Origin of the sequence: Nostoc sp. (assembly GCF_036919595.1) — a bacterium.
Taxonomy (GTDB): domain Bacteria; phylum Cyanobacteriota; class Cyanobacteriia; order Cyanobacteriales; family Nostocaceae; genus Nostoc.
This window is the reverse complement of the sequence record NZ_JBALCO010000147.1, coordinates 1-25,650: the sequence shown is the minus strand read 5'-3', so window position 1 is coordinate 25,650 and position 25,650 is coordinate 1. Positions and strand designations below refer to the sequence as shown.

Here is a 25,650-nt window from a genome sequence, read left to right as displayed (position 1 = left end):
TTTAGTGACAGTAATCTGCTGTCAGGCTGGATTAGTTATTTACGGACTAATTACCGTGATTTTACTAATCAGCGAATCGCACAACATTTGAATACATCATATTCGTGAGAGTAACAGATGACAGACGAACGATTGAAGATGCAAGATCCACGTCAGCAATATCCAGGTCCGCCCTTCCCTCGTCAGCCGCAGCCTGCACCGGGACTGGCTCAACAGATGGACCCTCAGCCGGATCATGGTGAGGAGAGCTATACAGGATGTGGAAAGCTTACAAACCGAAAGGCGTTGATCACCGGAGGAGATTCCGGTATAGGACGTGCTGTAGCGATCGCCTTTGCGCGTGAAGGGGCTGATGTAGCAATATCCTATCTCTCAACTGAGGAAGCGGACGCACAAGAGGTTATAAAACTGATCGAACAGGCAGGACGCAAAGCTGTTGCTCTTGCTGGTGATATCACGGATGAAAATTTTTGCCGAAAACTTGTGACGGATGCAGTAGAATCTCTTGGCGGTTTAGATATTCTTGTAAACAATGCCGGCGCACAGAGTATTAGTCCTTCCATTGGCGATATCACCACCGAGCAGTTCGATAAGGTGCTTAAGACTAACCTCTATGCGCTATTTTGGATTACACAGTCGGCAGTACCGCACCTAAAACCGGGTGCAGCCATCATTAATACAGCTTCTATTCAGGCGTATGAACCCTCAGAGGGACTCATTGACTATGCACTTACCAAAGCAGGTATTGTTACTTTCAGCAAAGCACTCTCTAAACAAATGATTGAGAAAGGTGTGCGCGTCAACGTTGTAGCGCCCGGCCCATTCTGGACGCCGCTACAGCCAAGTGGCGGTCAGACCCAGGAAAAAATTGAGAAATTTGGCTCCACGGTTCCGCTGGGACGACCAGGACAGCCCGTAGAGATTGCTCCTATATACGTGCTGCTTGCTTCACAGGAGGCAAGCTACATCACAGGAGAGGTTTATGGCATAACGGGTGGTGTCGGTATTGCCTAATGTCCGTTTGTGCTGGGAGATGCCAATCGCTTAATCGTGTAGTGGAGTATGTCCTGGATTTAGAGACGAAGTTTGCTGCCACTGTGCTGTTTGCGAGTTCTTTGCGAACTCGCAGATAAGCTTTTATAGAAACAGCAAGCATCACACTAAGCTTTTGTCTACTACTGCAATAACGAAGCGCCTAACCGAATACTGGCTGGTAATGTCGAAGGTTTTTGGGGGCAGTACTGCTGTTAACCCTGAAAACCGCTATTCATTTGAAATTTTATGAGAAGAATTATTATTGGGGTTATGGGCAGGGGAGAAAATGCGACAGCAAATGATTTACAAAATGCTTATGCACTAGGTCAACTTATTGCCAAACAAGGATGGGTTTTACTGACTGGTGGTAGAAATTTAGGTGTAATGGATGCCGCAAGTAAAGGTGCAAAATCTGCTCAGGGTTTAACTATTGGTATTCTTCCTAGTGATAATCAAGATGGTATTTCCTCTTCAGTGGATATTGCTATTTTGACAGATATGGGGAATGCTAGAAATAATATTAATGTTCTCACCAGTGATGTAGTAATTGCCTGTGGTATGGGTGCAGGAACTGCTTCAGAAATTGCCTTAGCTTTGAAAGGAAATAAGCACGTAATTTTGTTGACTAACGATGAAGAAAGCAAACTTTTCTTCAAAAAGCTGTCGCCAGAAAATGTTCATATTGTGGAGAGCGTGGAAAATGCAATCATTACTGCAAAAGCAATCTTATATTAATTTGTTGTTCGTGAGGTAAGTAAGTCGGTGCTAATATTTCAAGCTATGTTAATAAATTTAAATCGTTAGTGCGTTGCACTGCACGACAACGCAGCAATGATTCAAAGTGCGTTAGCCTACGGCGTAACACACTCTACTTCAACTTTATATACATTGAATTTTTCTTGCCAAATTATTTAGTATAGATTAATAAGTTTCTCAATCCTCCCCTACGGTGAGAACTCTCACCTCTCTAATTGCGTCTGCGTCCAATTGAGGTGGAGTGGATGGGGTAGAAAAGTTTAGTTATGGAAGCGATCGCGCATAATCTATTTTCTTTACACAAACGCTTTCATTTTGTTTTCAAAGCAAGTAGGCAGGAGTTGTGGAAGCAATTTTCAAACAGCATCCTGGTTACCTTTTTTATTAACGCCAAATTAAACGGACATAATATTAAGTCTCAATCAAGGGGAGATTATGTGTTTGGTTTATCAAAAAACAGTCGGCTCATGAAGGTAGGAGCCATCTACCCTATTATCAGCAATCTGAGCGAAGTTTTTTGCGTAGGCGTAGCCCGCCGCAGGCATCGTCTCCCGTAATCCTCTTAAATATATGCTGAAACTTTGGTGTTGTACTTACCGCCAGAACAAAAGCACCACTTTTTTGTGGCTTATCTTCAGGTGGGGTTCCAATCCCCATCTGCAAAACTCCCTGTGGATTTTAGATATAGTAACTTCTAAAGCTATTTTGAGAGAACTATGCACTTAAGTGATATTTAACGTATTCTATAAGTGGACTAATTAAGTAGTGCCAATCTTTATACAGAGATTTTTCTTTACATGAAAAACACTGATGAAACGCTTAAATTTTTTACAACAGTCCCAAAAATTTACAACATTATCAGAACAAAAAACTCCCGTGTTGTCGCAACAGGAGCCAACTAACACTTCTACTGAATCGAACAATCCTCCCAACAAAAAATTATCACCTTCTTGGGTTCGGTATCTGTTACTGCTTACAGGATCGGGAGTATTGTTGAGTATTGTTGCAATTTATTTAGGAAATTATGCTTACCGTCAATGGCAATACACGCAAAAATATTTAGAAACTGATAATGCTCATGTCACCGCAGAGATCAACCCTGTGACTACTCGTGTATCAGGAATAGTCACTGAAATTACATTTAATGATAATCAAATGGTGTCTCCGGGCATGATATTAGTTAAACTTGACAAAAGCAACTATCAATTATCTCTGGCACAGGCAAAAACATCTCTGGAAATAGCTAAACAGCAAGCAGCATTGGCACGAGAAAAAATTCTCAAAATTGTTATTGATACTCCAGAACCACAGCCAGTTCGTAAAAACGAAAATGCTCAAATAGAACAAAGAGCTTTGATTAAAAAAAGAACTTTACAAGCACAAGTTCTGAATCAGCAAAAGAAGCTAAATGAGCAACAATATAAGATAGCGTTGGCTACTTTTACTCAAAAGCAGGTAGAGGTAAAAAAAGCGGAACTGGAGTTGGACTACACTAACATTGCCACTGTGGTTGGTGGACTAGTTGGCAATAAAAATGTCCAAGTAGGACAGCAGGTGATTCCAGGGCAAACTCTCTTATCAATAATGCAGCCACATCCTTGGATTATTGCCTATTTCCCAGAAAAGCAGTTAGAAAAGATACAGCCAGGGCAAAAGGTGAAAATTACAGTCTCAGCCTTTGCTAATCGGCAGTTTCAAGGCAAGGTAGATAGTATCGCTTTTATGCCACAAGATAATCTTACGAGTAAGTCAGCTTCTAGTAATTCATTACATCAAATTCCCGTCAAGATTGTGTTTGATGGGTCAAGTATTCAAGGTTACGAATCCCGATTTAATCCGGGAATGTCAGCAGTTGTAAAAGTTGAAACTAAATAAAACTTATTTAAATTACTTATCAATAAGTTTTGTGAATTTCTTTAGCACCCCAAATTTAAAAAAATGGTTATATCAAGTAATTACCCACTCTTGCGTGCTATCCCTTGGGCGTCTTTGCTAAGAGAAGGTAATTACTCAGAGGTCTGCATCTTGCCCAAGACGGCTCAAAAAGCTTAAAATTGCTCCAGTTATTAGAGAAAAGTAAGGTTTGCAGTATAACATTATTTAGCATTGCAGACTGTGATCAAGAAACTGAGTAGTGAAGTTTGGGCAGTGGAAAATTCCTTGTTTAAATGAAAAGTTAGTTATAATGAACAATAGGTGCGATCAAGAAGTTGCTTATTTTATACTTGTTCTAATACTACGCTTGCTTTGTCAATCCTGAGTTGGTGTTTTTTGCTGAGAGAAATTTGTTAACTCTGATGCTAAGGTTTCTTCTAATACATTTATAATTGCGTGCGGATCAGTAGGAGACTTCATCATTTCGGCCTCCGGGTCAGAGCGATTTTTGACATTAGGAATATCCTGGCGTAATTCCTCAACCAAACCGATAAGTTTAGCGATTTTCTGCTCAGAAAGCAGGTTGAGTTGAAGGCTAAGTTGCGCCCGTTGCTCTGCTAACTTTTCTTGTCGCTCTTGTTTAATCAACACCCCTGTTGTGACTAACAGTGAACCAGTAGTTAGTGAAAATTGTAGCCAAGAAAATGGCGGGGGGTCAAATCTTGATAAGCCTAAACGTCGTGGTAAAATATTAGGTATTACCCACAGTGTTATTCCTAGTAGGATACTGTAAAGGAATGCCGGACGACCAAAAAAGGCGCTTGCCGCTTCTACAACCCGCTGGTGGCGAGGTACATCCTTCTCGTAGCGCCTATGTAAGGCGATGATAGTTTCGATATTTTGACTAATAGCTGACGGTAATGGGGTTGTGGGCAGAATGGTTTGACACGATACTTGCGGTGAATCGCTTGGATTTGGTTTATTTTGGGAGAGCATTGGTAGTCTGACTTGATAAATGATTCCTCCAATTTCTTAACTCAAGTTTAGACTGCGGATCTATACTTTGAGGTAGAAAAAACGTATGAAAGTACCAAAAGACAGATTTTTGCACATTGCTATTGCTGCTGAATCAAATAAGATTTTTAGAGTTTGTTCAAAACCAGGCTCAAGGTTCTAAACCGAAATCTAATCATAAAGGCATTTACTTTACCACGTCCGTTCCAAAGAAAAAATAAATGGTCGCATAAAGGGATTGTGGCATTAAACAGAAAGACTGTCATGTCCCTTACGCGTCTTCTAGAGAAGGCAGTTATTCCGCTGCGCCCCTTGCTCAAAATGAAAAATGGTTAAGTCATGCGATCGCATCTCAGAAAATAGAACTAATACGAATTCTCTATGAAGTTGCACTTATAACAACTGCCAAGGTGGTTAGGACAAACAATACACTCTAGAAGCAAAGTAAAGCTAGATACAGATTAAACGTTAAGTACAAGAAAAGCTCATGCTAAAACCTTACAGTTACAATTTACGCTAGAAGGTAATTCAGGCAATAGAGTTAGACGGTATGAATAAGACTGAAGCGGCGCAAGTTTTTCAAATTAGTCGAAATACAATCAACATCTGGCTACTTTGATGATGCAAATTAAAAGATTTTTAGCTTACCAGATAGTGTTAAGTTTGTACTTGGTAGCTTTGAACGAATTTGGATAGCTGATGGGTCAAGATTAGAAGCATTATTTCGTAAGCTAAAAGGTATGCATAACAAGTACCAAATCACTAAAGAGCGGAATGAAGGAAAACTTTCACGTTCCATTTGGAAGACCAAGGGGGTTGGTGACAGCCTCGTTGAGTTTAATGATATGTTGTATATCTACTGCCGATGTACTGGAAATATTTTACTATTTAAATCCAATTATCAGCAACAAATATACAACATTAACTACTCAATCTGAATCAGTATATTTGGTTTAGGTCATTTTGATTGCCAACAAAGACAAAAAATTAAATACTGAACCGCTCAGAATTTAAAATTTTAATGAAAGCAAGTGTCTGAATAAAGTTATTCAGGGAATAATACATTATCAATGATATGGATAACACCATTGTCAGCTTCCACATCCGAAGTCACAATGTAAGCATTATTTACCTTAAGATTATTCTCAGCATTAACTTTGATATCTTTTCCCTCACTTGTTGTTAGCTTTTGCAACTGAACTAAATCAGTCGCATTAATTTTGCTAGTAACCACATGGTACTCTAAAACCTTTCTTAACTTAATTACATCCTGTAGAAGTTCTTCTACGGCTCCTGATGGGAGTTTAGAAAAGGCTTCGTCTGTTGGTGCAAAGACAGTGAATGGCCCATCTCCTTTAAGGGCAGTATCAAGACCAGCAGTAGTAATAGCTGTTACCAAGGTGTTGAAAGAACCTGCATTAATTGCAGTATCTATAATATCTGGCATCTGATGTCGCCTCAATTGTTGTAAAAACTTGATGTTAAAAGATTTAACACATAAATGCATTTTTAGACTATAAACCTAAGCTAGATTCAATTTAAGAATGTCTCCCCGAAGGTATCGTTCTGCAATGAATACCTGTCTAAGTAGATTTTTATCTAAAATATATAGTTTTAAACATCAGTGTTGATCCCTTAACTGACCTCGCGACATAAGTAAACCTAATTAATCATTTAAAGATGTAAGAGCAAATTTCGCACCAGAATATGATTATGCTGTTGTTGCAGAGAATTTTCTCAAAAAGTTGAGTGAGAATCCAGCTAGATGAAAATAAAGCTTTATCTAGTAATCGAATATTTATTGAGCATTTGATTCGATTGCTCAAAATATTTCGCATAACCTCACAAAGATTTTGCTTAAGAATGGATATTTATGAGCAAATCATTCTAACCATTTGTAGGTTGATTAGATTGAGAATTGACAGTTTAATTCTGCCCAATTAGTTCTTCTTAATAACAATGCAAGTTTTAATAATTATGAGGTGATTTTTATGGCTCTAAACTGTAATATCATGTGCGGGTAATTAGTTACGATAAAAAATTTCCATAGTTATTATATTTGAACATATCAGCCTCAATTTTATCGTAAGTATTCAGGCGGATATGATATCAGTAACTATCTCAAACCTTTATGACTACGTTTTCACGAAAATATTAAAGCTCAGTCTCAAAGCTTTGAACAGTCGGGCTTTGGAGTTTTTGGACAAGTCTAATCAGCTTTTGCTACATCGATGAATTAATTCTGCAATCACTCCTGTCCAGCCAGTTTGGTGGCTTGCTCCTAAGCCAGCGCCATTGTCACCATGAAAATACTCATTAAATGTGAGCAAATTTCGCCAATGAGGATTCTTCTGAAAAATCTCGACAGCACCGTAGACAGGTCGGCGATCGCTACCATTTTGTAGAAAAATCCGTTTAAGTCGGTTTGACAAATCAATCGCTACCTCCTTGAGCGTCATCCATTGTCCAGAACCAGTGGGACATTCTACTTTGTAGTTATCTCCTAAGTACTCATGAAAATGATTTAGAGCTTCAATCAACAGATAATTCACCGGAAACCAAATCGGGCCACGCCAGTTAGAATTACCACCGAATAAATTGCTTGTGGATTCAGCTGGTTCGTAATCCACTCGGTACTCCTTATCGTTGACGTGGATGATGAAGGGATTCTCGGCATGAAATTTCGATACAGAGCGAATGCCGTACGGACTTAAAAACTCACCCTCATCCAACATTCGCTTTAAGATGCGAGTTAGCTTATTGACATTTAAGATTGCTAGTAAACGGCGCTGGTGTTCGCCTTGGGTGTGCATACATGCAATTCCAGTTGTGAGATCCGGGCGATTTTCAAGAAACCACTCGGTTCGCTTGCGGAATCCGCTGAGTTTTTCGAGGGTTTCGGGTTCCAACGTTCCTACTGCAAACAAAGGCACTAAACCAACCAGCGATCGCACTTTCATTGGACGATGATGTCCATCTGGAAAGCGCAGCACATCGTAAAAGAATCCGTCTTCCTCATCCCAAAGGACAAGTTCATCTTCACCAATCCCATCCATCGCGGCTGCAATTCGCAGGAAATGCTCAAAGAATTTGCTGGCAATGTCTTCGTAGATGGGTTCATCCACAGCAAGCTCTAGAGCAATCGTTAGCATATTCATGCAAAACATCGCCATCCAGCTTGTGCCGTCTGCCTGCTCTAAATCACCGCCTGTTGGTAAGGGGGCACTGCGATCAAACACGCCAATATTGTCCATGCCCAAAAAGCCGCCCTGAAAAATGTTTTTACCGTCGGCATCTTTACGGTTGACCCACCAAGTAAAGTTGAGCAGCAGCTTTTGAAATACCCGTTCTAGAAACTGCTTGTCAGCGTGTCCGTAGAACTTCTGCTCGATCTGATAGACCTGCCACACTGCCCAAGCGTGTACAGGTGGATTGACATCACTCAGTTCCCACTCATATGCAGGCAACTGCCCGTTCGGATGCATATACCATTCCCGCGTCAGGCGTTCCAGTTGTCGTTTGGCAAAATCTGGGTCAATCATTGCCAAGGGAATCATGTGAAATGCCAAATCCCAAGCGGCAAACCAAGGATATTCCCAGGTGTCTGGCATAGAGAGTATATCATCAATATACAAATGTACCCAATCTGTGTTGCGAACACTCCGACGCGAATCGGGGGGAGTTGAAGTAGCTGAGTCGCCTTTGAGCCAATCTTCGATTATATACAGATAAAACTGTTTGCTCCAGAGCATCCCAGCAAAGGCCTGACGCTGGATGGTACGTTCGTCGTCGGGTAGGGGAAACTTCGTAATCTGGTCATAGAAATCGTCGGCTTCTTCTTTGCGATCTCCAAAAATTTGCTCGAACTCACTGCCAAATGGTTCGGCAATCCCAGATGAATCCGCCAGCCGCAAGCGTACAGTATGCTCTGCTCCCGGTGGAATGATCAATTTGTAGTCAGCAGCAAATTTCGTGCCGATCCGATTCGGATTCACTGCATCCTGTTGCTTATGGATTACATACTCATTAAAGCCATCTTTGACATAGGGTGAGGCATTTTCTACGCCATAGAGCCGCTTAAAATTCGTTTCATTCTCAGTAAATAAAAGTTCTGCTGCACCCTCACAGTAGAGCCAATAATCGCTCATGCCGGGGTGAGACGCTTGAATGATGCTCAAATCTGTCTCGGATTTCAGCACCTTTAACACTGGTTTTTCACTATTGCCATTCCATGACCAGGTATTGCGAAACCAAAGTGAAGGCAGCAAATGAAGCGGCTTGGCTTGGGAACTGCGATTGGCGATCGTGATTTGAATCAATATGTCTTCAGCAGAGGCTTTGGCGTACTCGATGAACACATCAAAGTAGTTGTCTTCGTCAAATACACCTGTATCAATCAATTCAAATTCTGGTTCCTGCTTGCTGCGGCGACGATTTTCTTCTACTAGTTGCCTATAGGGAAATGCCTGCTGCGGATATTTGTACAAGCATTTCATATATGCATGACTTGGCGTATTATCAAGGAAAAAGTAGTATTCCTTAACATCTTCACTATGATTGCCTTCATTGCTTGTTAAGCCAAACATCCGCTCTTTGAGGATTGGGTCTTGCTCATTCCAGAGGGCGATCGCAAAACATAATCGCTGATGATTGTCAGAAATTCCGGCAATGCCATCTTCACCCCAACGGTAAGCACGTGATCGGGCATGGTCATGGGGGAAGTAGTCCCACGCTGACCCGTCGGGGCTGTAGTCTTCTCGCACCGTCCCCCATTGCCGCTCACTCAGGTAAGATCCCCAGCGTCGCCAGTAGGCTTTGCGATCGCGGTCTTCTTGCAATCGTTGTTCTTCTGCCGTCATAGTTCCCCTCTAGTTATCTGAATTCAGCTGGCGTTGCAGTTCGAGACAGGGATAGTCAGTGTATCCCTTGTCTAATCATAACTGCCGTTGGTAATCACCGTGCCTTGGTAAAATTATCGAAACGTTTTTCACTGTCTCTGTCAGGCACAGCGATCACTCTTGGCGGGCAAGTTGCCTCTAATGACGATTCTTCACAAATACAAACGAAACTTTTGGGATGCGATGGAGCGCGAAGGTAAGCTGGTATATAACGAAGTCCACTTTCCGCGTGTCCTGGGTGGCGAATGTGCAGGCATGATCGCTGCTGTCGGCGATGGCGTCGAGCGTTTTGCCGTTGGCGATCGCTGTGCCAGTTGCGTAAGTCCTGAAGTTCCTTATGGGACGGAAAGCGCTCTAGATTCGCAGTCGGGGCGCTTTCTTTATCCTTAATCATAACTTGCCACTTTATAGGTTATTAGCTAGTCACGTGAAGGGTTATGATTTAAGGATTAAGTTTCACGTGATGGTTTAATAAGGAAAGATTATGATTTCATCTCTAATGAAGGTTACGAAAACGATATCAATTGATGTTCCCGGACTAGGTGCAAAAATTAAGGAGGTTAGAGAAACCGATTCGCGCTCACTTAAGGCAATCTGTGAGGCTGTCGGGATGTCTCAGATGAATTGGTATCGAATTGAAGAGGAAAAGCAATCCCTCCCTTTAGAAACACTCCGCAAAATTGAAGAAGTTTTGGGAGTTGATTTTGGTGTGAACCTTGAAGGAGAAGGTAATGTTTAATCCTGCTAATCCTCTTATCTTGCCTTCAATTTTTAGAAAGAAGTGATCACAGCTAATTACTACACTCAAAATCTGTTTTTGATTGACTTTGAGCAAATATTTTTGAAATAAAGGGGTGGAATCATGCCTAAACCACCTTCTAGACCCAACAAAGCCACCTCTGCCGCATCTACCGATTCAACTTCAGCAGCTAGCTCTGCAAACAAGAATATTTCCCAGCAAGAAGATCCAGGTTCAGCAACAATTACAGTTACTGCCGTTGAAGTAACAGAGTTGAGCCAGGAGGAGCAAAGCGATCGCCTGCATTTAGAGCGCCGTGTGGAAAGAGCGTTTTTTGAGGCGGGAAAGGCTTTGATGGAACTCCGTGATCGCAGACTGTACCGTTCGACCCACAAAACATTTGAGGAATATTGCCGCGATCGCTTTGGTCATAGTCGTCGCCAGTCTTATCTTTTAATGGATGCGGCTGTTGTTTTTGATAATTTGCTTGAAAAATGTGATCCAATGGATCACATTTTGCCAACAAGCGAACGCCAAATCCGACCAATGAGCAAGCTTGAACCGCAGGAACAGCAAGAAGTGTGGTTGAGAGCAGTAGAACTTGCTGGCGGTAAAGTTCCTACAGGTAGAATCGTCAAAGATGTTGTGCAGCGCATAATAGAGAGAACCAAAGTACTGAACACCTACCAAATCGGCGAAGTCTGTCAAATTCTTGCCAAGGACAATCCAGAACTGAGAGGCAAAGGTGGGTGTTGGGCAATTGTCAGCGCAGTAAGCGAGTTTAGTTGCGCCGTGAGAATGTGGGATGGAGAGTACACCGTTGGCTTGCAGTACCTGAAGTCCTTCAACTACTTGCCCCAAGAGTGTGAGCAGATGCAGATAATTTGCGATCACATTGGTTCGGTGTATTCCGATTCCCTGGAGGAGACAGTCAAAAATCTGTTGCAGTCGTTGGGAAAGGTGAATCGTCCCTATCTTACTGCTGTGGAAGAAAAATTATTGACGTTTCTGGAGTTGGAGTATGGGAGAATACCCTAAACAATTTGTAACGATGTACCCACTCCATGATTGTCTAGGGGTTGCGTCTTGTTGAGCGACCTACCTATGTTGCGCTTTTTCCATTACATATCTTATACAGTGCCATCAAAGGTTCGCTCTTTCCGAGGATGATTTGCTTTTAACGCCTCTTGTCTCAATATTGAGCTACTTTGATTCCAGACTGAATTTGGGTGAAGTTGAGACTCAATTTGAGATAACATCACGTAATTGCGGATTTCATGACGACCATGCCCTGTTTCTTCTGTTCATAAAAACAAAAAAAGTATGGTGTAGAGAGTTCAGGGCTATCTTTACTGATGGCTTACATTTTAGAAGCAATACAGCAAGAATACTGGATAATTTCTAGTTAATCATTGCGGATAATTTGATTATTTGTCACTGCCATTCTCATCAACTGCTATGCGATTAATTCTCTTTTGTTACTCTCGGAAAACAATAATGGAGGCAAGATTCTAAAACTTTGATTGAGCCAAGCTTTGAGCCTTTATTTTCTAACAGTAACTGAAATCTATAGTTAAAATCGGGAGATTAAATCTCCGAAAGGCTTTCAGCGATTGGGTTATCCCAAAGTGACAAAACAGGGATAGTGTCAAACAACCCCCGTTCTTTTAACAGCTCTGGCTCACTTGGCTTTCTCAGATGTCATTACACTACTGGCATTTCCAGAGCTTAAACAGCTTTTTGCCAAAATGAGAATTCCTGACAATATCTGGAACGTCTTACTATGGCACCGATACTTCGCTACCGTCTGGATTGCCCTGGAATGTCCAGGTACCATCTGATCGGAAGGTTGAACCTGTGCCAAAGGTGTCCTCCATGTACTGCATGTAGGTGACTAAGCCGTCCTTCACCTTCGCCAGAACAGAGAAGGGAGAGGTGAACGTTTTATCGAGTCTCACCGAATGGACGGTGAAGCTACCAAAGACAGCGACGTTCTCACCTTCGCCAAATATCTGCTGAATATCGAACTCCTCGATGTTCCAAAAGGTATTGAGTTCCTGGAAAACTTTGAGGACGCTGGCCGGACCATCTTTATGCGTGCCTGCCCAAGGCATAAGCTTTTTCAGGTCGGGATTATCGTAGCTGAGTGATACGTAGATGGCATCAGGGGAGACGAGTCGGTTAACGACCTCAGGGTTGGTGGGGTCTTTGAGGAGTTCCTGCACGATTTTAACGTTGGTGTTTGACATGGGTGTGTTCGTTTTCAGTTACAGTAATAATTTTTTGTGCCAGTTGCCAGCGCAACGTGAGTCAGCCTTGGTGCCGTATCTAGCGCGTCTAGGAGGTTACGAAGCATCCCACCGTTGACATCGCAGTTCTCTTGCTCGGTAGCTTGGCGGGGCCAGGTACAGAAAAAAACATGGGTTATACCGATTTTTGCCAGCGCTTCCTTCAGTTTGTCAACCTGCTTGAGGGCGACAAACTGAAGGAAGGATTCTTTGCTCCATCGATGGGCTACGGGCTAATCCGTATACCGTCCAATCGCTCGTCCTGGCCAGGTGGTTGACAAGGTTTTTGCCGACAATGCCTGTCGAAGCTACAACAAGCGCAATCTGTCTAGTACTCATCTGGATTGCCCTTAATCTATAACTGCTAAGTCTAAAGCGAATTGCTTCATAGGTGACAAAGATATCCCAATAGAGCATTATCTTCTCAACGTCACGATAGTTTAGAGGAGGTGATCTCTTGCGATCCGTCCCGCCGCGTCTGTTCCCGTACTGAAGAACTTGACCAACTGCTGAGTCACGAACTCGGGTTGCTCCATGACGATGAAGTGGCCGCTCCGCTCAACCTTCACGAGCGTGAAGTCGGTGGCATGCTTCCGCACGATCTGGAGCCAGTTATAACCGGTGAATTCGGCGCCCAATCCTAGCACAGGCATCGTCAGCTTTGAATAGGACTTCTGGTCGTTGATGTCCCTGGGCCAGGCCTGATACCAAGCGTGGCCTGCTCGGATGTGGTTCGGGTTGGAGTAGGCGTCCCCGTAGACCGCAAGATCAATCGGTTCGATCTTGGAATTGTCCGCGAGCATGTAGTTGAACAGCCAGGCGATGTATTCGCGCATACCATCATCGGCGAGCAGCTTCTCATCGAGTCCTCGGACCTGGTGGAATGCGAACCACCACGGATATGGCGGGTGCTCGGCGTCGATCTTGTCGCCGAACTGCCCCTCTTGCGGAAGCATGCTGAAGTCGTACCAACTTTCATCGGGATGGGGCACGTCAAGCAGCGCGAGCTTCGTCGTCGCTTCAGGGTGGTTCGCAGCGAAGCTGAACGCGACCATCGCTCCGATGTCGTGGCCGACCATGTTGACTTTCTGGAACCCCAGTTGGCGGGTCAGCTGGAAGACGTCCTCGGCCATCGTCTTCTTGTCATACCCGCCCGCAGGTGCCTCCGAGCTGCCCATGCCGCGGATGTCAATGACCACCACCCTGAAGGTGCCCACTAGGGCAGGCATGATCTTGCGGTAGGCCCACCAGGTCTCCGGGTGGCCTGGGATCAGTACGAGCGGAGCGCCGCTACCACCGATGACGTAGTGCAGCCTGACGCCGTTTACGTCCGCGAACCGACTCTCGAAGCCGGGGACGCGCTTCACCAGCGCGGCATCCGACGTGTCGAAGCGGCCCTGAGCGACCGGTCGGAGCGGCACCGCGACTTGCTGCGCGTTGGCGACGGGGATCAGGAGCAAGATCGCAGTCGCCAACGCGAGCGAGGCCTTCAGCACGGATCGAAGCAGCTTCGACGTGCCATGCGATCCAAATCGCCCCGTGTCACTTATTTCATTAGGCTTAGTGGCACCTTTGAGGAGTTCCTGCACGATTTCAACGTTGGTGCTTGACATAGGTGTGTTCGTTTTCAGTTACAGTTGGTTTCTAGTAGTGATTCTACGGCAAGTCAGTGCCTCGGAAGAACTCTCGGGCCCCGCGATTCGCGGGGAAGACGCATTCAATCTTTGATAAATTCAGCTAGAAGAGCAACCACCTCAGGGCCGGATTCTTCCATCAGCCAATGACCAGATTCCGGCAAGATCACGGCCCTGAATTTCTTTTTATCTTCCACGAAACGTGCCGCCATTTGCTTGGGCAATACGTCTCCTACGCCCTTGCCACCGCTGATCGACATGGATGGAATTCTAATCAGCTTATTAGCGGATAGCAGCGCTTCGTTCTGTTTGATGGATTCAGAGTGAAATCTGTAGTAGCCGCTAAAAGCAGCGTGCAAATTTTCGATCCTCGAGTAAGGCTCAATTAGTTCGTCGAGTAACGCATCAGTGAAAATATCCTTTTTCCCGGCATAGCTTTGTATAAAGTAAGCCATAAAGAGTTTAGGGTCGTTCGATATCAATTTTTCGGCGATATCCCCGTAGCTAAAAAAGCCGAAATGCCAACCAAGGCCTGGACCTTTCGGGGTGTAGCCCGGATAGGTCCACATCGCCTTGTCCGGAATTGGCGAATCCATGAATACGACTTTTTTGATGTAATCCTGGTTGTTGGCGACCATTGGATAAGAGGCTGTATTGCCCAGATCATGGGAAACATATATGATGGGCTCTCTCGTCAATTTCTTGATGGCTGTCAACAGATAGCTGGAGAGAGCCTGTGCGCTATACCCAGTCTGGGAAGCTTCCGATTGCCCAAGTCCGGGCAAATCGATGGCAATGACCTGGTGCGTGCCAGCAAATGCTTTCAGGGCGGGTTCCCACATTTTCCAGGTCGAACCAAAACCGTGGACAAACACGATGGGACTGCCCGATCCGGCGCTAACGTAGTGCAGCTTGATGCCGTTACTCTCCACGTAGTCACTCTTAAACCCGGCTGGATAGGCATATTGCCCGCGACGCTGCTCTTTTACCCTGGCGAGGGCCAGCTTGGACATGGCAGCTGGTGTATCTATCGATGGTGGACTGACTTCTTGAGCTACTGCACTGAGTGGAGTAAGAGCAAATAACACGGCAGACAAAGTCAAACTCAGGCGTTTATTAATTCCGTTCATAATTAGTCTTCACTTGGTTCCTATGGGTGTCTGCCCAAGGTATGAGCTTTTTCAAGTCGGGATCATCGTAAGCGAACCTGATTATTGGGTTTGATGGTTGTGAAGCTTATTTAGGAAGAACTCAAAACTTGGCTTCGAGCTCGACTATTGAGCAGAAATGCCAGCACCAGAGATCGTGCCTGAGTTGAAGGCGATGTGTTTGTACTCCAAGAATTCATCCATCGCCGCCAGACCATTCAACCTGCCGTTGCCGCTGCGCTTGAATCCACCTTCCTCAAACTCGTCCCAAACGATCGCCCAATCGTTGATCCAGATCGTGCCTGCATCTATCTCGCGGGCGACGCGCAATGGGCGGTCAATATTGCGAGTCCAAATGCTCGCAGCCAAGCCATACTCGCTATCGTTTGCCAGCTGCACCGCTTCTGCCTCAGTATCGAAGATTTGCATAGTCAGGACTGGACCGAAGACTTCTTCCTGAGCGATCGTCATTTTCGGATCGGTCACTTCCAGCAGGGTTGGACGGTAAAATGCACCGCTAGCGAGTGGGCCTTCAACAATTGGGCCGCCGCGTACAAGCACCTTAGCGCCCGCTGCGATCGCCTCTTCCACCATTTTGTCAACACGAGCGACGTTCGGCTTATCAATCAGAGGTCCCATATCACTGGACAGATCGGACGCAGGTCCTGTCTTAACGTTCTCCAGTCGCTGCGCGATCAGCGTGCGAAAGCGATCGGCAACAGCACGCTGTACCAACAGCCGGGAACCTGTCATGCAAAACTGACCCGCGAAGGTCGTAAGTGCCTTCTCAACTTTTGGCGCAGCCGCCTCCAGATCGGCATCCTCGAAGATAATCATTGGCGTCTTACCTCCAAGTTCGGTCTGAAACAGCTTGAGCGTCGCCGCCCCGGTTGCGGAAATTGCTTTCCCGGTCTTCGTGCTTCCTGTAAAGCTAATCACTCGGACATCCTTTGACTCCATCAGAAAAGATGATCCGCCTCTGCCTCTGCTTTCACTAAAGACATTAATCACGCCCTTCGGTAAATCGGCAGCTTCAGCGAGGGTTTTACTAAACAGATAGTTGATCTGTGCTGTATTACCCGGCAATTTAATAACAGTTGTAACACCAGCAGCAAGAGCAGGTGCCAGAGAACGCACAGTCAGGACAAGCGGCGAGTTAAACGGTGCGACGATTCCAGCAACTCCGATTGGAGATCGAGTCACAACCGAAAGGTGTCCAGGTTGAACTTCCATCGCCCGTCCATAATCCGTCAGCACAACCGATGCCCAGTATCGAAATTTGCTGGGAATCATATCGACTTCAAATGCTGCTTCGTCATGGACTTTGCCGTTTTCAAGCGAGAGAATCGCGATCAGTTCATCTCTGTGGGCTTCAAAGCGATCGGCAATTTGATTCAGCACTCGCACCCGAAGTGCCCGATTTTCCTTCCAGTCTAATTCTCGGAACGCCCGCACCGCAGCATTAACCCCCTGAACTGCCTCGTCACGCCCACCATCTGCATAAGTTCCAATCACCTTGCCTGTAGCTGGATCAATGCTATCGGTATGCTTTTTTGAATCAATCCACTCGCCATCAATCCAGTTCAGTGCGGGTGTTCCTAGTTCAATGTTTGGTGCTGAGGATTTCTGATCTGTCGTTACTGGCATAATAGCCGCTCCTTACTTTTCTGCATAACTAAGTTTCTACTCACAATCGAAGCTCAACTTACTCTTGTTCGATTAGCGGGTAATCTTCAGCCTTGATTAATTGTGTTGCAGAAATTTTCAAGTGATAAACGAACGGGTCTGGTTCGCATTTTTTAAGCAATAACTCCAAAGATTTCGTTAATGAACTCTGCGTAGGGACGAAGCATTTGGTTAATAACTCATCGAAATAGAGATTCTTGCCCGAATGCTTCGCCCTTACAGGAAAAAAGTTCGATGAACCAAAGTTTTACAAAAGCCTGCCTCAAGCTGGATGAACGACTTGCAAAACCAGCTTGCCGCGTGGATGTCCGTGCTGGCTAACTTCCTGTGCTTTAGCGGCTTCTGCCAGTTCAAAAACTTGCTCAATAGACACTTTGATCTGTCCGTCACTAATCAATTGAGCAATCTGCTGGAGCTGGGAATTTGCTCTGAGATTGGCGAAAACAGGAACCGCTTTAATGCCCTGCGGAATGCCTGATTCAGGCACACCAAGTGTCGAAACTAAAACGCCACCGGGACGAATGATTTGCCATGATCGCGCTTGCGTTTCTCCACCAACCAAATCAAGCACCACATCTACATCTTTTACCTGCTGTTCAAACGGTTGACTCGCATAGTCGATCGCCTGATCGGCACCTAGGTTTCTCAGATCATCAAGGTTTGCTGCCGATGCCGTTGCAATGACTCGTGCCCTCTTCCACTTGGCAAGCTGAATTGCATAGCGACCTACTCCACCCGCGCCACCATGAATCAGCACGCTCTGCTCTGGCTGGAGATTTGCACTATCAAACAATGCTTGCCATGCGGTGATTGCCACAATTGGGATAGAAGCCGCGTGAATATAATCGAGCGTTTTCGGCTTCGGGGCGATCGCGTCTGCATAGCCCACTGCATACTCGGCATAGGCTCCCGAAAGCGCCATGTCTGCTGTTCCATAAACCGCTTGTCCTGGTTGCAGTGTGGTGACACCATCGCCCACACTTGCAACAACACCAGCCACATCAGCGCCAGCAATCACGGGCAGCGAATAATCATAGACTTGTTGGAAAAACCCTTCACGAATCTTCCAATCTATTGGGTTTACGCCTGCTGCATACACTTGAATCAGGACTTGCCCTGCTTGCGGTTCAGGACGGGGTACTTCGTCGTACTTGAGGTTTTCAGCCCCGCCGTAAGCATGAATTCGGATTGCTTTCATCGTTGCCATTGTGAGGTACTCCTGTGAATAAAATGGATCGGCATTTGATCAATCACTGGCGATCAAAATTTTGAATGTTACCAAGAAAAAGATTCGTAGTCGCTTAGAATGCTGAACTGCGATCGCGCTGTTTCAGCGTTAAACCCTTACTTACCTACTGGGTAATTACAATTCCTACTCTGTTGACGATCCATCGACATACTGCTGACCACCGATCATAATGAATTCAACTGTGCTGGCTGGAGCAGCGAAATCCAATGAGGTAATTTCCTCTCCTTGAGCCTCGACTCGACCCAGTACAATGATCTCTTTTCCACTTGTGCCCGGTTTGAGACTCAGGGCGTGCGCGTCAAGCTGTACGACCACGCCACGCACCAAACTGTTACCTCTACCACCTTTTGTGATCACGTCCCCAAGCACGAGGATACTGCCAAATGGTTTACTGGTCTGTATCCCGATCGAGCCATTGCCATGAGTGGTAATGCTTTTGAATTCTGCATAAGCCAAGGTTCCGTCGTATAGATTGAACCCCCGCGCTCCTTCGCCATAGGTCGCCAGGTCGCCTTGCACAATCAGAGTCTGCAAATCTCCGAAATTCACGAATCCGATTCCACTGGTTCCATGAGATATGATGGACTGCCGAGCAAGCCAAAGACGGACATTGCCCCAGTTATCCAACACCATGTCATTTGTCCCGTAAGTTGTTACAGGACTGTTATTGATCACTTGCTGAGCCTTTACGCCTGAGCCAACGAACACCCCGCCTGAGATAAGATTGCCAATACCAGCCGGGATATTGCCATTAGTATGGATTTCGCCTGTGGTCAATAATTTAAGGTCGATCATGCCACCAGGAGAACTGGGCGCTGGTCCACCTTGAGGAGCGGCGTTTGCGGGAATAGTCATGCCGCCAAAAATAAAGATGCCGCTACCCTTCAACGGCACATCTCGCGTTCCCCCTGAGAGGTTTTCGGCACGCAGTGTCCAGCGACTTTGGGGATCGGTACAGCGGTTGTAGACCGTTATGGAACCCGGAACGACCTCTACGCCGTAACCGACTGGACGATGCAGCGCTGAGGTGCTGTCGCCGTCATACACTTGAATGTCAGTGAGCACAAGGTCAGCGGTCATCACAATACTCGATTCCAAGTGCAGCCGACCGTAGACGACGAGATCCTGCAACTTGAGTTGTCCAAGGGTAGTCGTTGTCGGTTCCAGACTGAGCGTTAATCGGCTCGGATCTGATCGCAGGGTTAGGTTCTGGAGGGTGTTATTTGCCGTGAGCGCTAGCCCGTCTGAATCTGGCTTGAAGACCAATTCTGCGTCAGAAGTTGTACCCACTAAACTTGAGCCTTCAAGAAGTGTAAATTTTTCTAAGTCATGGAGGCGACCAGCCACCTCGATTACAACATGTGTACGTTGAACCGCTTCAGCCAGAGAAGCTGCGTCCTCAACGACTACATGAGTGCCAACTGTGCTATCTGCCATAAACGACTCCCATCAGTGGTTGGATTTACCTCACTCACAATACAACGGTTTATTTGGTGTTGAGGCTTTAGTTAGAGTGAAAACAATTGACGCGCATTTCCATGAGCGATATGTAGACGGCTTTCGCGAAGCTCCACCTAACCTACAAAAGTCTGACTATCAGGACGCCTTGAAGGTGATGTCTGCGCGATCGAGGAAGGGCTGGAACAAGTCATTAGGCCAGTTTGGATCGCTCTTGGAGGTGCGCTCCAGACACTTCCAGACGCCATCGCGACGTTCAAAGATGTCGTCGTAGGTGCCAGTTGAAACGATTCCGACGTGTTCATCCTTCCAGTATACGAACCATCGCCAGTGCGCTTCAGCCCTGTCACCCGATCCGGAAATTTCAAACGCGCCCATAGAGTGGAACCACTTGTCCATCGGGAAGACGCTGTGCGCGTAGTCGAACATCTGCTTCATGCCCTCAAAACCCTCGAAGGTTGAAGTACGTAGATCGTTGACGTGGAATTTGGCCTCCGGCCAGTAAAGGCGGTTGTAGAGGTCGGCCTGCTCGCGCCCCCAACCCTTGTCGATACATCGCTGATGCATATTCAATTGCTCGAAGATGGTAAAGCGGTCAATCGCTGTGAGTTCGTTGTTCTGAGACATTGAAATTCTCCTCTACGTTGAAATTCTTGCAGGCGGTCGACGAGTTGATCGTGTTCTAGATTTGTTGTTAAGACTCCTGAAACGTCCAATGTATAAATTCTTCAGGCGAAGAGCAAAAAATGTAGAATACCACCCTTTGTTGGTTCAGTCATCGCTATTTACTTGTCTAGCTAGTGGTGCGCCACACAAACTTTGTGTAGTAGCTAGCAGAGAGGCTCCAGGTGCACAGGAGAAAGAATTTTTCAAACCTCTGCTCTGCTCCTCTGCCTACCTCCACCCAGTAATTTTGGCTTGGCAGAGTACTAGTTGATGCTGCCGTCTTCCTCAAATTACATTTACTTGTGATCGTTGTACAAGTATCATTTTGTTAATGCTATGTTTCTTCTTAGGAAATTTTAGAACTACGATGGACACCTTAACGAGCATGAAAGTATTGCTTCAGGTGGTGGAATCGGGAAGTTTTGTGGCAGCCGCCGAGCGGCTCAACTTATCCACAGCCATGACCAGCAAGCATGTGATGCACTTGGAACGAAACCTTGGCGCACGTTTGTTGAATCGAACCAGCCGACACTTAAGCCTAACCGAGGCTGGAAGGGTCTATTATGAGCAATGCCGGGAAATGCTTGATAAATTGGAAATGGTAGAGGCAACGGTGAGGCAATCAGCCGTGGTTGCACGTGGCGTACTCAAGATCAGCGCCCCAGTTTGGTTTGCTAACCCGTTATTTACTAAAGCCTTGGCGAAGTACCGCTCTCGCTATCCAGACGTTTTGCTAGATCTGAATTTGAACGATCGGTTGGTAGACTTGGTGCAAGAAGGATTTGACTTGGCGTTACGTGTCACGCCTGAGGAACTTAGTTCTTCACTGCTCACGCGACGCATTTGCCCAATTCAACTCATGTTGGTTGGCTCAACTGACTATTTGCAAAGAAATGGCTACCCAAAAACTCCCAACGAACTGTCGAAGCATTTAAGCATCAGCTATTACTACTCGCAGTTTGCCGATGAGATCCTCTTTGAGGATTCTAACGGGCAACAGACAGTCAAACTGCCAGTCTCGATCCGCTCCAACAACACTACCATGCTGTATCAGGCAACCCTAGCCGGTATGGGGTTGGCGGTTTTGCCAGAGTGGTTGATTGAAGATGATCTTACCAGCCAACGATTGGAGGTGCTGAAGTTGGACTTCACGTTGGCAACCTCATCTCTTTATGCTGTCTATACGAATCAGCGATACCTATCACCCAAAATAAGTACTTTCGTAGATTTTCTGGTTGACTATTTTTCTGGTGTGTCGCAAAGTGGTAAAATGACAAAGAATAATTTTCTCTAGCCTTGCTCTAAATGACTGCTGACTCCCAATTCAAATGGCGACGTTCACTCCCCAACATCATCTTGCTGAATGTGCGCTGGTATTGTTGCTATCCCTTGAGCAACCGAGACTTAGAAGAAATGATGGCAGAACCAGGAGTCGCAGTGGATCACTCAACCCTCAATCGCTGGGTTTTGGAATTTATATCACAACTTGACAAACGCATCCGTCTGTTATTGAACTTGGGGAGTTCCAAAAAATAAAATATCCCAAAGAAAGATAACGATAATCATTATTAATTAAATATTTAGAAATGGTTTTGTTGCATGAAAGAAAAAAAGGACACACGAATCCGCGATTGGAATTGAAATTAGCCTTCGACTTTATAAGTGTCTGGCTTGCCTAACTGAATCATGCGATTAAGTGCCGCAGATTGCAGAAATAACTCGACGGCTTGATTGTCAAAAAAGCGTCGTCGTGACTTGCCGCTAAAAATGACCTTGAGCCGAAACATGGCAGTTTCGGACGCATATCGCCGATGATAGCTACTTTCTTGTTTCCATTTTACGTCCAATTTGACGAATCCGGCGCAGATTTTCATCTCTTGGATGGAGCAGCATTTTACAGTTATCTATTAATTAAATTTTGGCATTGCTGCGAGAAGGAATTGCCGCTTTGGCTCGATTCTTGACAGGTTAAGGTAAATGCACAAATGTCTGTGAGTGTGCAGGAAAAGGCGATAAATCTAGCTTGGAGACTGGCTTTCGGAGATATTTAACCACGCCTAAGTCTTGATTCTCTGGGGCAGCAAAGTACCTAATGGGGTCAAGAGCGTTACCTTTATCGTAGGCGACACTAAAATGATATAGTCCTCGATAAATCATCCCTAAAGAAATGCGGTCGAATGGCAGAGATAATTCATCAGTAACAGCGTCTGCTTAATCAACTAATATAACATAAAATAACCAAGTTGCCCAAACTTGTAGCTTGATAAGCTAATCGTCATTCATTTTTGCAGGATGATTCGCTTGTAGTAAGGGCTTCAGCCCTGCTTTTATGCAACTTAAATGTTGATTAGCTTACCATTAATAGAACCAGTCCACAAACAAGATAAACCCAACAAACGTTGCTTCTCAGGACTCAATGCCGCAGGTTTGTACGGAGTTTTTTAATCGGTAAAAGCATTGCCTTCGGCCATTTTGACGCCTTCGAGTCCTGGATGAGTTGACACTAGGCGAAAAGGATGTTCCATTGCCTGTAAGTTCTTACTTGTTTTAAAAAGGTGAAGAGCCACACGTGACAAAATGCTTACTGGATTGGCAAAGCGCCGTTCGGTTTTCGTTACATAAATGGTCGCCAGGCACGGGAAATTGCTTGTCAATAGATGGTAAGGAGCAGGGTCTTTCATTTCCTGCGGCACAAATGATAACATAAAATTCTATGATATTGCGGGTGGTTGAGAGTATTCAGTGAATACCAAAAAATAAATTATTCAAGAGCTTACTGCAAAGTCCCTTAACTTAAGTTCAATACTTTTTGTTTATTTTTGGTATGGCTCTTTGATTATAACAACCTAGACTTTGTGTGAAAGCCAAATTCAGCCTGTACACAGATATTTGAAATGAGTGCAATAGACCTCCTATGAAAAGAATCCAAAAGGCTTTCCACAGGGTATAAAAGTTTGCAATCATCAGAACTTTCCAAGACAAAGACGCAAAGAAAGAGCTTCAAATAAAAACTTTAGCAAAAAGTTTAAACAACTTTGCCAAAATTGGAAGTTACAAAAAATCAGTAATTTATGCTAACTTTTATAATAAATAACTCACTCAAGTTGACAACTATCCTGCGAGGTATGATTTCAGCAATATTTTCACTTCTCTTAGGTAGCAGAACACCGTGATACTTGCAGCGGAAAACAACGCAGTTAGTTTCATGCATATGCTGTAGTCGTTAATGGGCGGCAATCGACTCGTATTTGACATTAGTAGTAACGCAGAATGGCACAGTCATCACATTGTTTTTATTGGGACTGCTTGCTCAAGCTGATAAACTGCTGTAAACAGAAAAATAAGCAATCAAATGAATGAATTACAAGCAATTTTATAAGGCTTTGAGTCAAGTCAAAAAAGTGGTAAAATCACTTTTCTTGCCACTGTAGTTAAAACTCAAGGTTCAACCTATCGCCGACCGGGTGCTAAAATGCTGATGACAAATGCAGGTCAGATGATCGGAACAATCAGCGCTGGTTGCTTGGAGAATGACGTATTTGAGCATACTCAACAACGAATGTTAGACGGCAAACCAATCGTTGTTACTTACGATAATACCGCCTCTGAAGATATTCTTTGGGGCTTTGGTCTAGGGTGCAATGGAATAGTGCAAGTTCTCATCGAACGTCTTGAAACAGAAAGCATACTGAATGCAATCGCTTTTATACAGGAGTGCTTTCATAAAAAACATTTGGGTATTATTGCTACAGTCTTTGCTTTTGAAGGCGGGGTAGATGTGAAACTTGGGTCGCGCTTACTGCTGTATCCAAACGGTAATATTCTGACTGACATTAAAGATCCAAATTTAATTCAATCTCTGAGTGTAGATACTCAAGCAGCCTTTGCTAATCAAAAGTCAAGCGTAAACAAGTATCAGTTACCTTTAGCCAGTGCAGAAGTTTTTATTGAAGTCATCCAACCACCCACATCTTTAGTAATATTTGGTGCAGGTTATGACGCTGTACCGGTAGCACAGTTTGCTCAAGCATTAGGTTGGCAGGTTACTGTAGTCGATTGTCGAGCTAATGAGGCAACTAGAGCGCGATTTCCTATGGCTTGTGATGTAATTCTTAGTCGGCGAGAAATCGTACAAAAACAGGTATTTATGGATGCCTATACAGTTGCTGTAGTGATGACGCATAATTATCTTGATGACCTGGAAATTTTGAAAATGTTGCTGCCATCTCCTGCACGCTACATAGGGGTTTTAGGCCCAAAGGCGCGGACTGAAAGATTGATTGAAGATTTACGTTTGCAAGAAATAGTTTATACTATTGAACAATTAAAAAGATTGCATGGCCCTATTGGAATTGACATCGGCGCAGATACACCCGAAGGAATAGCGATCGCCATTATTGCTGAAATTCAAGCAGTGCTGACAAATCGCAGTGGTAATTTTCTAAGAAATCGTAATCAACCAATTCACCAATGCTATGAAAGCAATTTAAACTTGCTAGTTCCTATATAGTTTGTATCTGTTATGGTATTCAACACTGAGCAAATAGACAATGAAAAATCAACCATAGCTATTATGATTCTTGCTGCTGGTGCATCTACTCGTATGGGTACACCTAAACAACTGTTGCTTTACCAAGGACGTAGTTTTTTGCAATATATTACAGAAATGGCGATCGCTTCAGTTTGTCAACCTGTAGTAGTAGTACTTGGAGCAAATGCAGAACAGATTCATCCCCAAATTAAGCAACTTCCCGTTAGAGTAGTTAAGAACTTGGATTGGGCTTGTGGAATGAGTACTTCAATTAAAAGCGGTATTGAATTGTTAAATAATCTTCCTCAAAAAATAGAAGCAGTAGTTATTACACTTTGCGACCAGCCATTTGTTTCTCACCAAATTATTAATCAGCTTTTTGATGCATATTATTCTGAAAAAAAACCGATCATTGCTTGTGAATATGCGGGTACATTAGGTGTCCCATCTCTATTTAGTAAGATATTTTTTTCAGAACTTGCTGCTTTAAAAGAAGCTTCAGGAGCAAAAAAAGTTATTAATAATAACCTCAATGAAGTCTTTTCTATTCCGTTTCCATTAGGTAATATTGATATTGATATAGCGGTTATCAGTCTTCTGAGGTACAATAGCAGCAGTGAGTAAACCAACAAGCGCAAATTCTCTATCGTCATTTCTGCGAATGCTGCATCTA

At 44.5% G+C, this 25,650-nt stretch carries 24 protein-coding genes and 2 pseudogenes; 11 read left to right on the top strand and 15 right to left on the bottom strand.

Annotated elements, in window-relative coordinates; genetic code table 11:
• Positions 1-117: 117 nt before the first annotated feature.
• Together V7K21_RS22395 and V7K21_RS22390 are read left to right on the top strand one after the other, a co-directional pair.
• The gene (locus tag V7K21_RS22395; protein WP_335177405.1) at positions 118-1,014 is read left to right on the top strand and encodes an SDR family oxidoreductase; all 897 of its coding nucleotides are present in this window, start codon (positions 118-120) and stop codon (positions 1,012-1,014) included.
• A gap of 267 nt (positions 1,015-1,281) precedes the next feature.
• On the top strand, positions 1,282-1,770 hold the full coding sequence (locus V7K21_RS22390) for a TIGR00725 family protein (protein ID WP_335177404.1): 489 nt from the start codon (positions 1,282-1,284) through the stop codon (positions 1,768-1,770).
• A 516-nt stretch (positions 1,771-2,286) separates the two neighbouring features.
• Here V7K21_RS22390 and V7K21_RS22385 read toward each other — a convergent pair.
• Positions 2,287-2,448: a hypothetical protein gene (locus V7K21_RS22385; RefSeq protein WP_335177403.1), complete on the bottom strand. Its 162-nt coding sequence runs from the start codon at positions 2,446-2,448 to the stop codon at positions 2,287-2,289.
• Between the two features lie 153 nt (positions 2,449-2,601).
• Between V7K21_RS22385 and V7K21_RS22380 the strand changes: the two genes are divergently transcribed.
• Positions 2,602-3,666, top strand: coding sequence for an HlyD family secretion protein (locus tag V7K21_RS22380; RefSeq protein ID WP_335177402.1), 1,065 nt, complete (start codon positions 2,602-2,604; stop codon positions 3,664-3,666).
• 375 nt (positions 3,667-4,041) lie between these two features.
• Here V7K21_RS22380 and V7K21_RS22375 read toward each other — a convergent pair whose 3' ends face one another.
• Together V7K21_RS22375 and V7K21_RS22365 are read right to left on the bottom strand one after the other, a co-directional pair.
• Positions 4,042-4,662, bottom strand: coding sequence for a DUF1003 domain-containing protein (locus V7K21_RS22375; protein WP_335177401.1), 621 nt, complete (start codon positions 4,660-4,662; stop codon positions 4,042-4,044).
• Between the two features lie 1,063 nt (positions 4,663-5,725).
• The gene (locus V7K21_RS22365; protein WP_335177400.1) at positions 5,726-6,127 is read right to left on the bottom strand and encodes a fasciclin domain-containing protein; all 402 of its coding nucleotides are present in this window, start codon (positions 6,125-6,127) and stop codon (positions 5,726-5,728) included.
• 302 nt (positions 6,128-6,429) lie between these two features.
• Between V7K21_RS22365 and V7K21_RS22360 the strand changes: the two genes are divergently transcribed.
• Complete coding sequence (locus V7K21_RS22360; protein WP_335177399.1) at positions 6,430-6,624, top strand: transposase family protein; 195 nt, start codon at positions 6,430-6,432, stop codon at positions 6,622-6,624.
• 269 nt (positions 6,625-6,893) lie between these two features.
• Here V7K21_RS22360 and V7K21_RS22355 read toward each other — a convergent pair whose 3' ends face one another.
• Positions 6,894-9,539, bottom strand: a complete 2,646-nt coding sequence (locus tag V7K21_RS22355; protein ID WP_335177398.1) for an MGH1-like glycoside hydrolase domain-containing protein — start codon at positions 9,537-9,539, stop codon at positions 6,894-6,896.
• A gap of 180 nt (positions 9,540-9,719) precedes the next feature.
• Here V7K21_RS22355 and V7K21_RS22350 point away from each other — a divergent pair, with 180 nt between their 5' ends.
• The 3 genes from V7K21_RS22350 (at position 9,720) to V7K21_RS22340 (ending at position 11,355) form a co-directional block, all read left to right on the top strand.
• Positions 9,720-9,968, top strand: coding sequence for an alcohol dehydrogenase catalytic domain-containing protein (locus V7K21_RS22350; RefSeq protein ID WP_335177397.1), 249 nt, complete (start codon positions 9,720-9,722; stop codon positions 9,966-9,968).
• Between the two features lie 94 nt (positions 9,969-10,062).
• On the top strand, positions 10,063-10,317 hold the full coding sequence (locus V7K21_RS22345; protein WP_308189273.1) for a helix-turn-helix domain-containing protein: 255 nt from the start codon (positions 10,063-10,065) through the stop codon (positions 10,315-10,317).
• Between the two features lie 123 nt (positions 10,318-10,440).
• Positions 10,441-11,355, top strand: a complete 915-nt coding sequence (locus V7K21_RS22340) for a hypothetical protein (RefSeq protein ID WP_335177396.1) — start codon at positions 10,441-10,443, stop codon at positions 11,353-11,355.
• A gap of 743 nt (positions 11,356-12,098) precedes the next feature.
• On the opposite strand, the gene V7K21_RS22335 is transcribed toward V7K21_RS22340, so the two are convergent.
• The 8 genes from V7K21_RS22335 to V7K21_RS22300 form a co-directional block, all read right to left on the bottom strand.
• A complete protein-coding gene (locus V7K21_RS22335) occupies positions 12,099-12,566 on the bottom strand; it encodes a nuclear transport factor 2 family protein (RefSeq protein ID WP_335177395.1) in 468 nt (155 codons plus the stop codon).
• A gap of 210 nt (positions 12,567-12,776) precedes the next feature.
• Entirely contained in the window at positions 12,777-13,022 is a 246-nt protein-coding gene (locus V7K21_RS22330) for a hypothetical protein (protein WP_335177394.1), read from the bottom strand.
• Between the two features lie 23 nt (positions 13,023-13,045).
• Entirely contained in the window at positions 13,046-14,218 is a 1,173-nt protein-coding gene (locus V7K21_RS22325; protein ID WP_335177393.1) for an alpha/beta fold hydrolase, read from the bottom strand.
• Positions 14,219-14,322: 104 nt separating this feature from the next.
• Positions 14,323-15,369, bottom strand: coding sequence for an alpha/beta fold hydrolase (locus V7K21_RS22320; protein WP_335177392.1), 1,047 nt, complete (start codon positions 15,367-15,369; stop codon positions 14,323-14,325).
• 144 nt (positions 15,370-15,513) lie between these two features.
• Positions 15,514-17,034, bottom strand: a complete 1,521-nt coding sequence (locus tag V7K21_RS22315) for an aldehyde dehydrogenase family protein (protein ID WP_335177391.1) — start codon at positions 17,032-17,034, stop codon at positions 15,514-15,516.
• 301 nt (positions 17,035-17,335) lie between these two features.
• On the bottom strand, positions 17,336-18,280 hold the full coding sequence (locus V7K21_RS22310; protein ID WP_335177390.1) for an NADP-dependent oxidoreductase: 945 nt from the start codon (positions 18,278-18,280) through the stop codon (positions 17,336-17,338).
• A 165-nt stretch (positions 18,281-18,445) separates the two neighbouring features.
• On the bottom strand, positions 18,446-19,759 hold the full coding sequence (locus V7K21_RS22305; RefSeq protein WP_335177389.1) for a hypothetical protein: 1,314 nt from the start codon (positions 19,757-19,759) through the stop codon (positions 18,446-18,448).
• Positions 19,760-19,918: 159 nt separating this feature from the next.
• Positions 19,919-20,407, bottom strand: a complete 489-nt coding sequence (locus V7K21_RS22300; protein WP_335177388.1) for a nuclear transport factor 2 family protein — start codon at positions 20,405-20,407, stop codon at positions 19,919-19,921.
• 370 nt (positions 20,408-20,777) lie between these two features.
• Between V7K21_RS22300 and V7K21_RS22295 the strand changes: the two genes are divergently transcribed.
• Complete coding sequence (locus V7K21_RS22295; RefSeq protein ID WP_335177387.1) at positions 20,778-21,740, top strand: LysR family transcriptional regulator; 963 nt, start codon at positions 20,778-20,780, stop codon at positions 21,738-21,740.
• Positions 21,741-21,751: 11 nt separating this feature from the next.
• A pseudogene (locus V7K21_RS22290) lies at positions 21,752-21,949 on the top strand (IS6 family transposase); the annotation flags it as partial.
• A 140-nt stretch (positions 21,950-22,089) separates the two neighbouring features.
• Here the strand turns inward: V7K21_RS22290 and V7K21_RS22285 are convergent.
• From V7K21_RS22285 to V7K21_RS22275, 3 genes and pseudogenes are all read right to left on the bottom strand, one after another.
• Positions 22,090-22,320: a hypothetical protein gene (locus V7K21_RS22285; protein WP_335177386.1), complete on the bottom strand. Its 231-nt coding sequence runs from the start codon at positions 22,318-22,320 to the stop codon at positions 22,090-22,092.
• 127 nt (positions 22,321-22,447) lie between these two features.
• Positions 22,448-22,711 (bottom strand): annotated as a pseudogene (locus tag V7K21_RS22280) (IS4 family transposase); the annotation flags it as partial.
• Between the two features lie 176 nt (positions 22,712-22,887).
• Complete coding sequence (locus V7K21_RS22275; RefSeq protein ID WP_335177385.1) at positions 22,888-23,151, bottom strand: hypothetical protein; 264 nt, start codon at positions 23,149-23,151, stop codon at positions 22,888-22,890.
• Positions 23,152-23,855: 704 nt separating this feature from the next.
• On the opposite strand from V7K21_RS22275, the gene V7K21_RS22270 reads away from it, so the two are divergent.
• Both V7K21_RS22270 and V7K21_RS22265 read left to right on the top strand, forming a co-directional pair.
• Positions 23,856-24,956, top strand: coding sequence for an XdhC family protein (locus V7K21_RS22270; protein WP_335177406.1), 1,101 nt, complete (start codon positions 23,856-23,858; stop codon positions 24,954-24,956).
• Between the two features lie 12 nt (positions 24,957-24,968).
• Positions 24,969-25,601: a nucleotidyltransferase family protein gene (locus V7K21_RS22265; protein WP_335177384.1), complete on the top strand. Its 633-nt coding sequence runs from the start codon at positions 24,969-24,971 to the stop codon at positions 25,599-25,601.
• Positions 25,602-25,650 lie beyond the last annotated feature (49 nt).

Bases quoted from the DNA above. Each gene is read 5' to 3' on its own strand.
- V7K21_RS22345 (WP_308189273.1), top strand. From the start codon at position 10,063: ATGATTTCATCTCTAATGAAGGTTACGAAAACGATATCAATTGATGTT.
- V7K21_RS22310 (WP_335177390.1), bottom strand. From the start codon at position 18,280: ATGGCAACGATGAAAGCAATCCGAATTCATGCTTACGGCGGGGCTGAA.
- V7K21_RS22325 (WP_335177393.1), bottom strand. From the start codon at position 14,218: ATGTCAAGCACCAACGTTGAAATCGTGCAGGAACTCCTCAAAGGTGCC.
- V7K21_RS22265 (WP_335177384.1), top strand. From the start codon at position 24,969: ATGGTATTCAACACTGAGCAAATAGACAATGAAAAATCAACCATAGCT.
- V7K21_RS22275 (WP_335177385.1), bottom strand. From the start codon at position 23,151: ATGTTATCATTTGTGCCGCAGGAAATGAAAGACCCTGCTCCTTACCAT.
- V7K21_RS22390 (WP_335177404.1), top strand. From the start codon at position 1,282: ATGAGAAGAATTATTATTGGGGTTATGGGCAGGGGAGAAAATGCGACA.
- V7K21_RS22340 (WP_335177396.1), top strand. From the start codon at position 10,441: ATGCCTAAACCACCTTCTAGACCCAACAAAGCCACCTCTGCCGCATCT.
- V7K21_RS22365 (WP_335177400.1), bottom strand. From the start codon at position 6,127: ATGCCAGATATTATAGATACTGCAATTAATGCAGGTTCTTTCAACACC.
- V7K21_RS22305 (WP_335177389.1), bottom strand. From the start codon at position 19,759: ATGGCAGATAGCACAGTTGGCACTCATGTAGTCGTTGAGGACGCAGCT.
- V7K21_RS22350 (WP_335177397.1), top strand. From the start codon at position 9,720: ATGACGATTCTTCACAAATACAAACGAAACTTTTGGGATGCGATGGAG.
- V7K21_RS22380 (WP_335177402.1), top strand. From the start codon at position 2,602: ATGAAACGCTTAAATTTTTTACAACAGTCCCAAAAATTTACAACATTA.
- V7K21_RS22355 (WP_335177398.1), bottom strand. From the start codon at position 9,539: ATGACGGCAGAAGAACAACGATTGCAAGAAGACCGCGATCGCAAAGCC.
- V7K21_RS22300 (WP_335177388.1), bottom strand. From the start codon at position 20,407: ATGTCTCAGAACAACGAACTCACAGCGATTGACCGCTTTACCATCTTC.
- V7K21_RS22285 (WP_335177386.1), bottom strand. From the start codon at position 22,320: ATGAAAATCTGCGCCGGATTCGTCAAATTGGACGTAAAATGGAAACAA.
- V7K21_RS22375 (WP_335177401.1), bottom strand. From the start codon at position 4,662: ATGCTCTCCCAAAATAAACCAAATCCAAGCGATTCACCGCAAGTATCG.
- V7K21_RS22330 (WP_335177394.1), bottom strand. From the start codon at position 13,022: ATGCTCTATTGGGATATCTTTGTCACCTATGAAGCAATTCGCTTTAGA.
- V7K21_RS22335 (WP_335177395.1), bottom strand. From the start codon at position 12,566: ATGTCAAACACCAACGTTAAAATCGTGCAGGAACTCCTCAAAGACCCC.
- V7K21_RS22385 (WP_335177403.1), bottom strand. From the start codon at position 2,448: ATGGGGATTGGAACCCCACCTGAAGATAAGCCACAAAAAAGTGGTGCT.
- V7K21_RS22295 (WP_335177387.1), top strand. From the start codon at position 20,778: ATGCTATGTTTCTTCTTAGGAAATTTTAGAACTACGATGGACACCTTA.
- V7K21_RS22315 (WP_335177391.1), bottom strand. From the start codon at position 17,034: ATGCCAGTAACGACAGATCAGAAATCCTCAGCACCAAACATTGAACTA.
- V7K21_RS22395 (WP_335177405.1), top strand. From the start codon at position 118: ATGACAGACGAACGATTGAAGATGCAAGATCCACGTCAGCAATATCCA.
- V7K21_RS22320 (WP_335177392.1), bottom strand. From the start codon at position 15,369: ATGAACGGAATTAATAAACGCCTGAGTTTGACTTTGTCTGCCGTGTTA.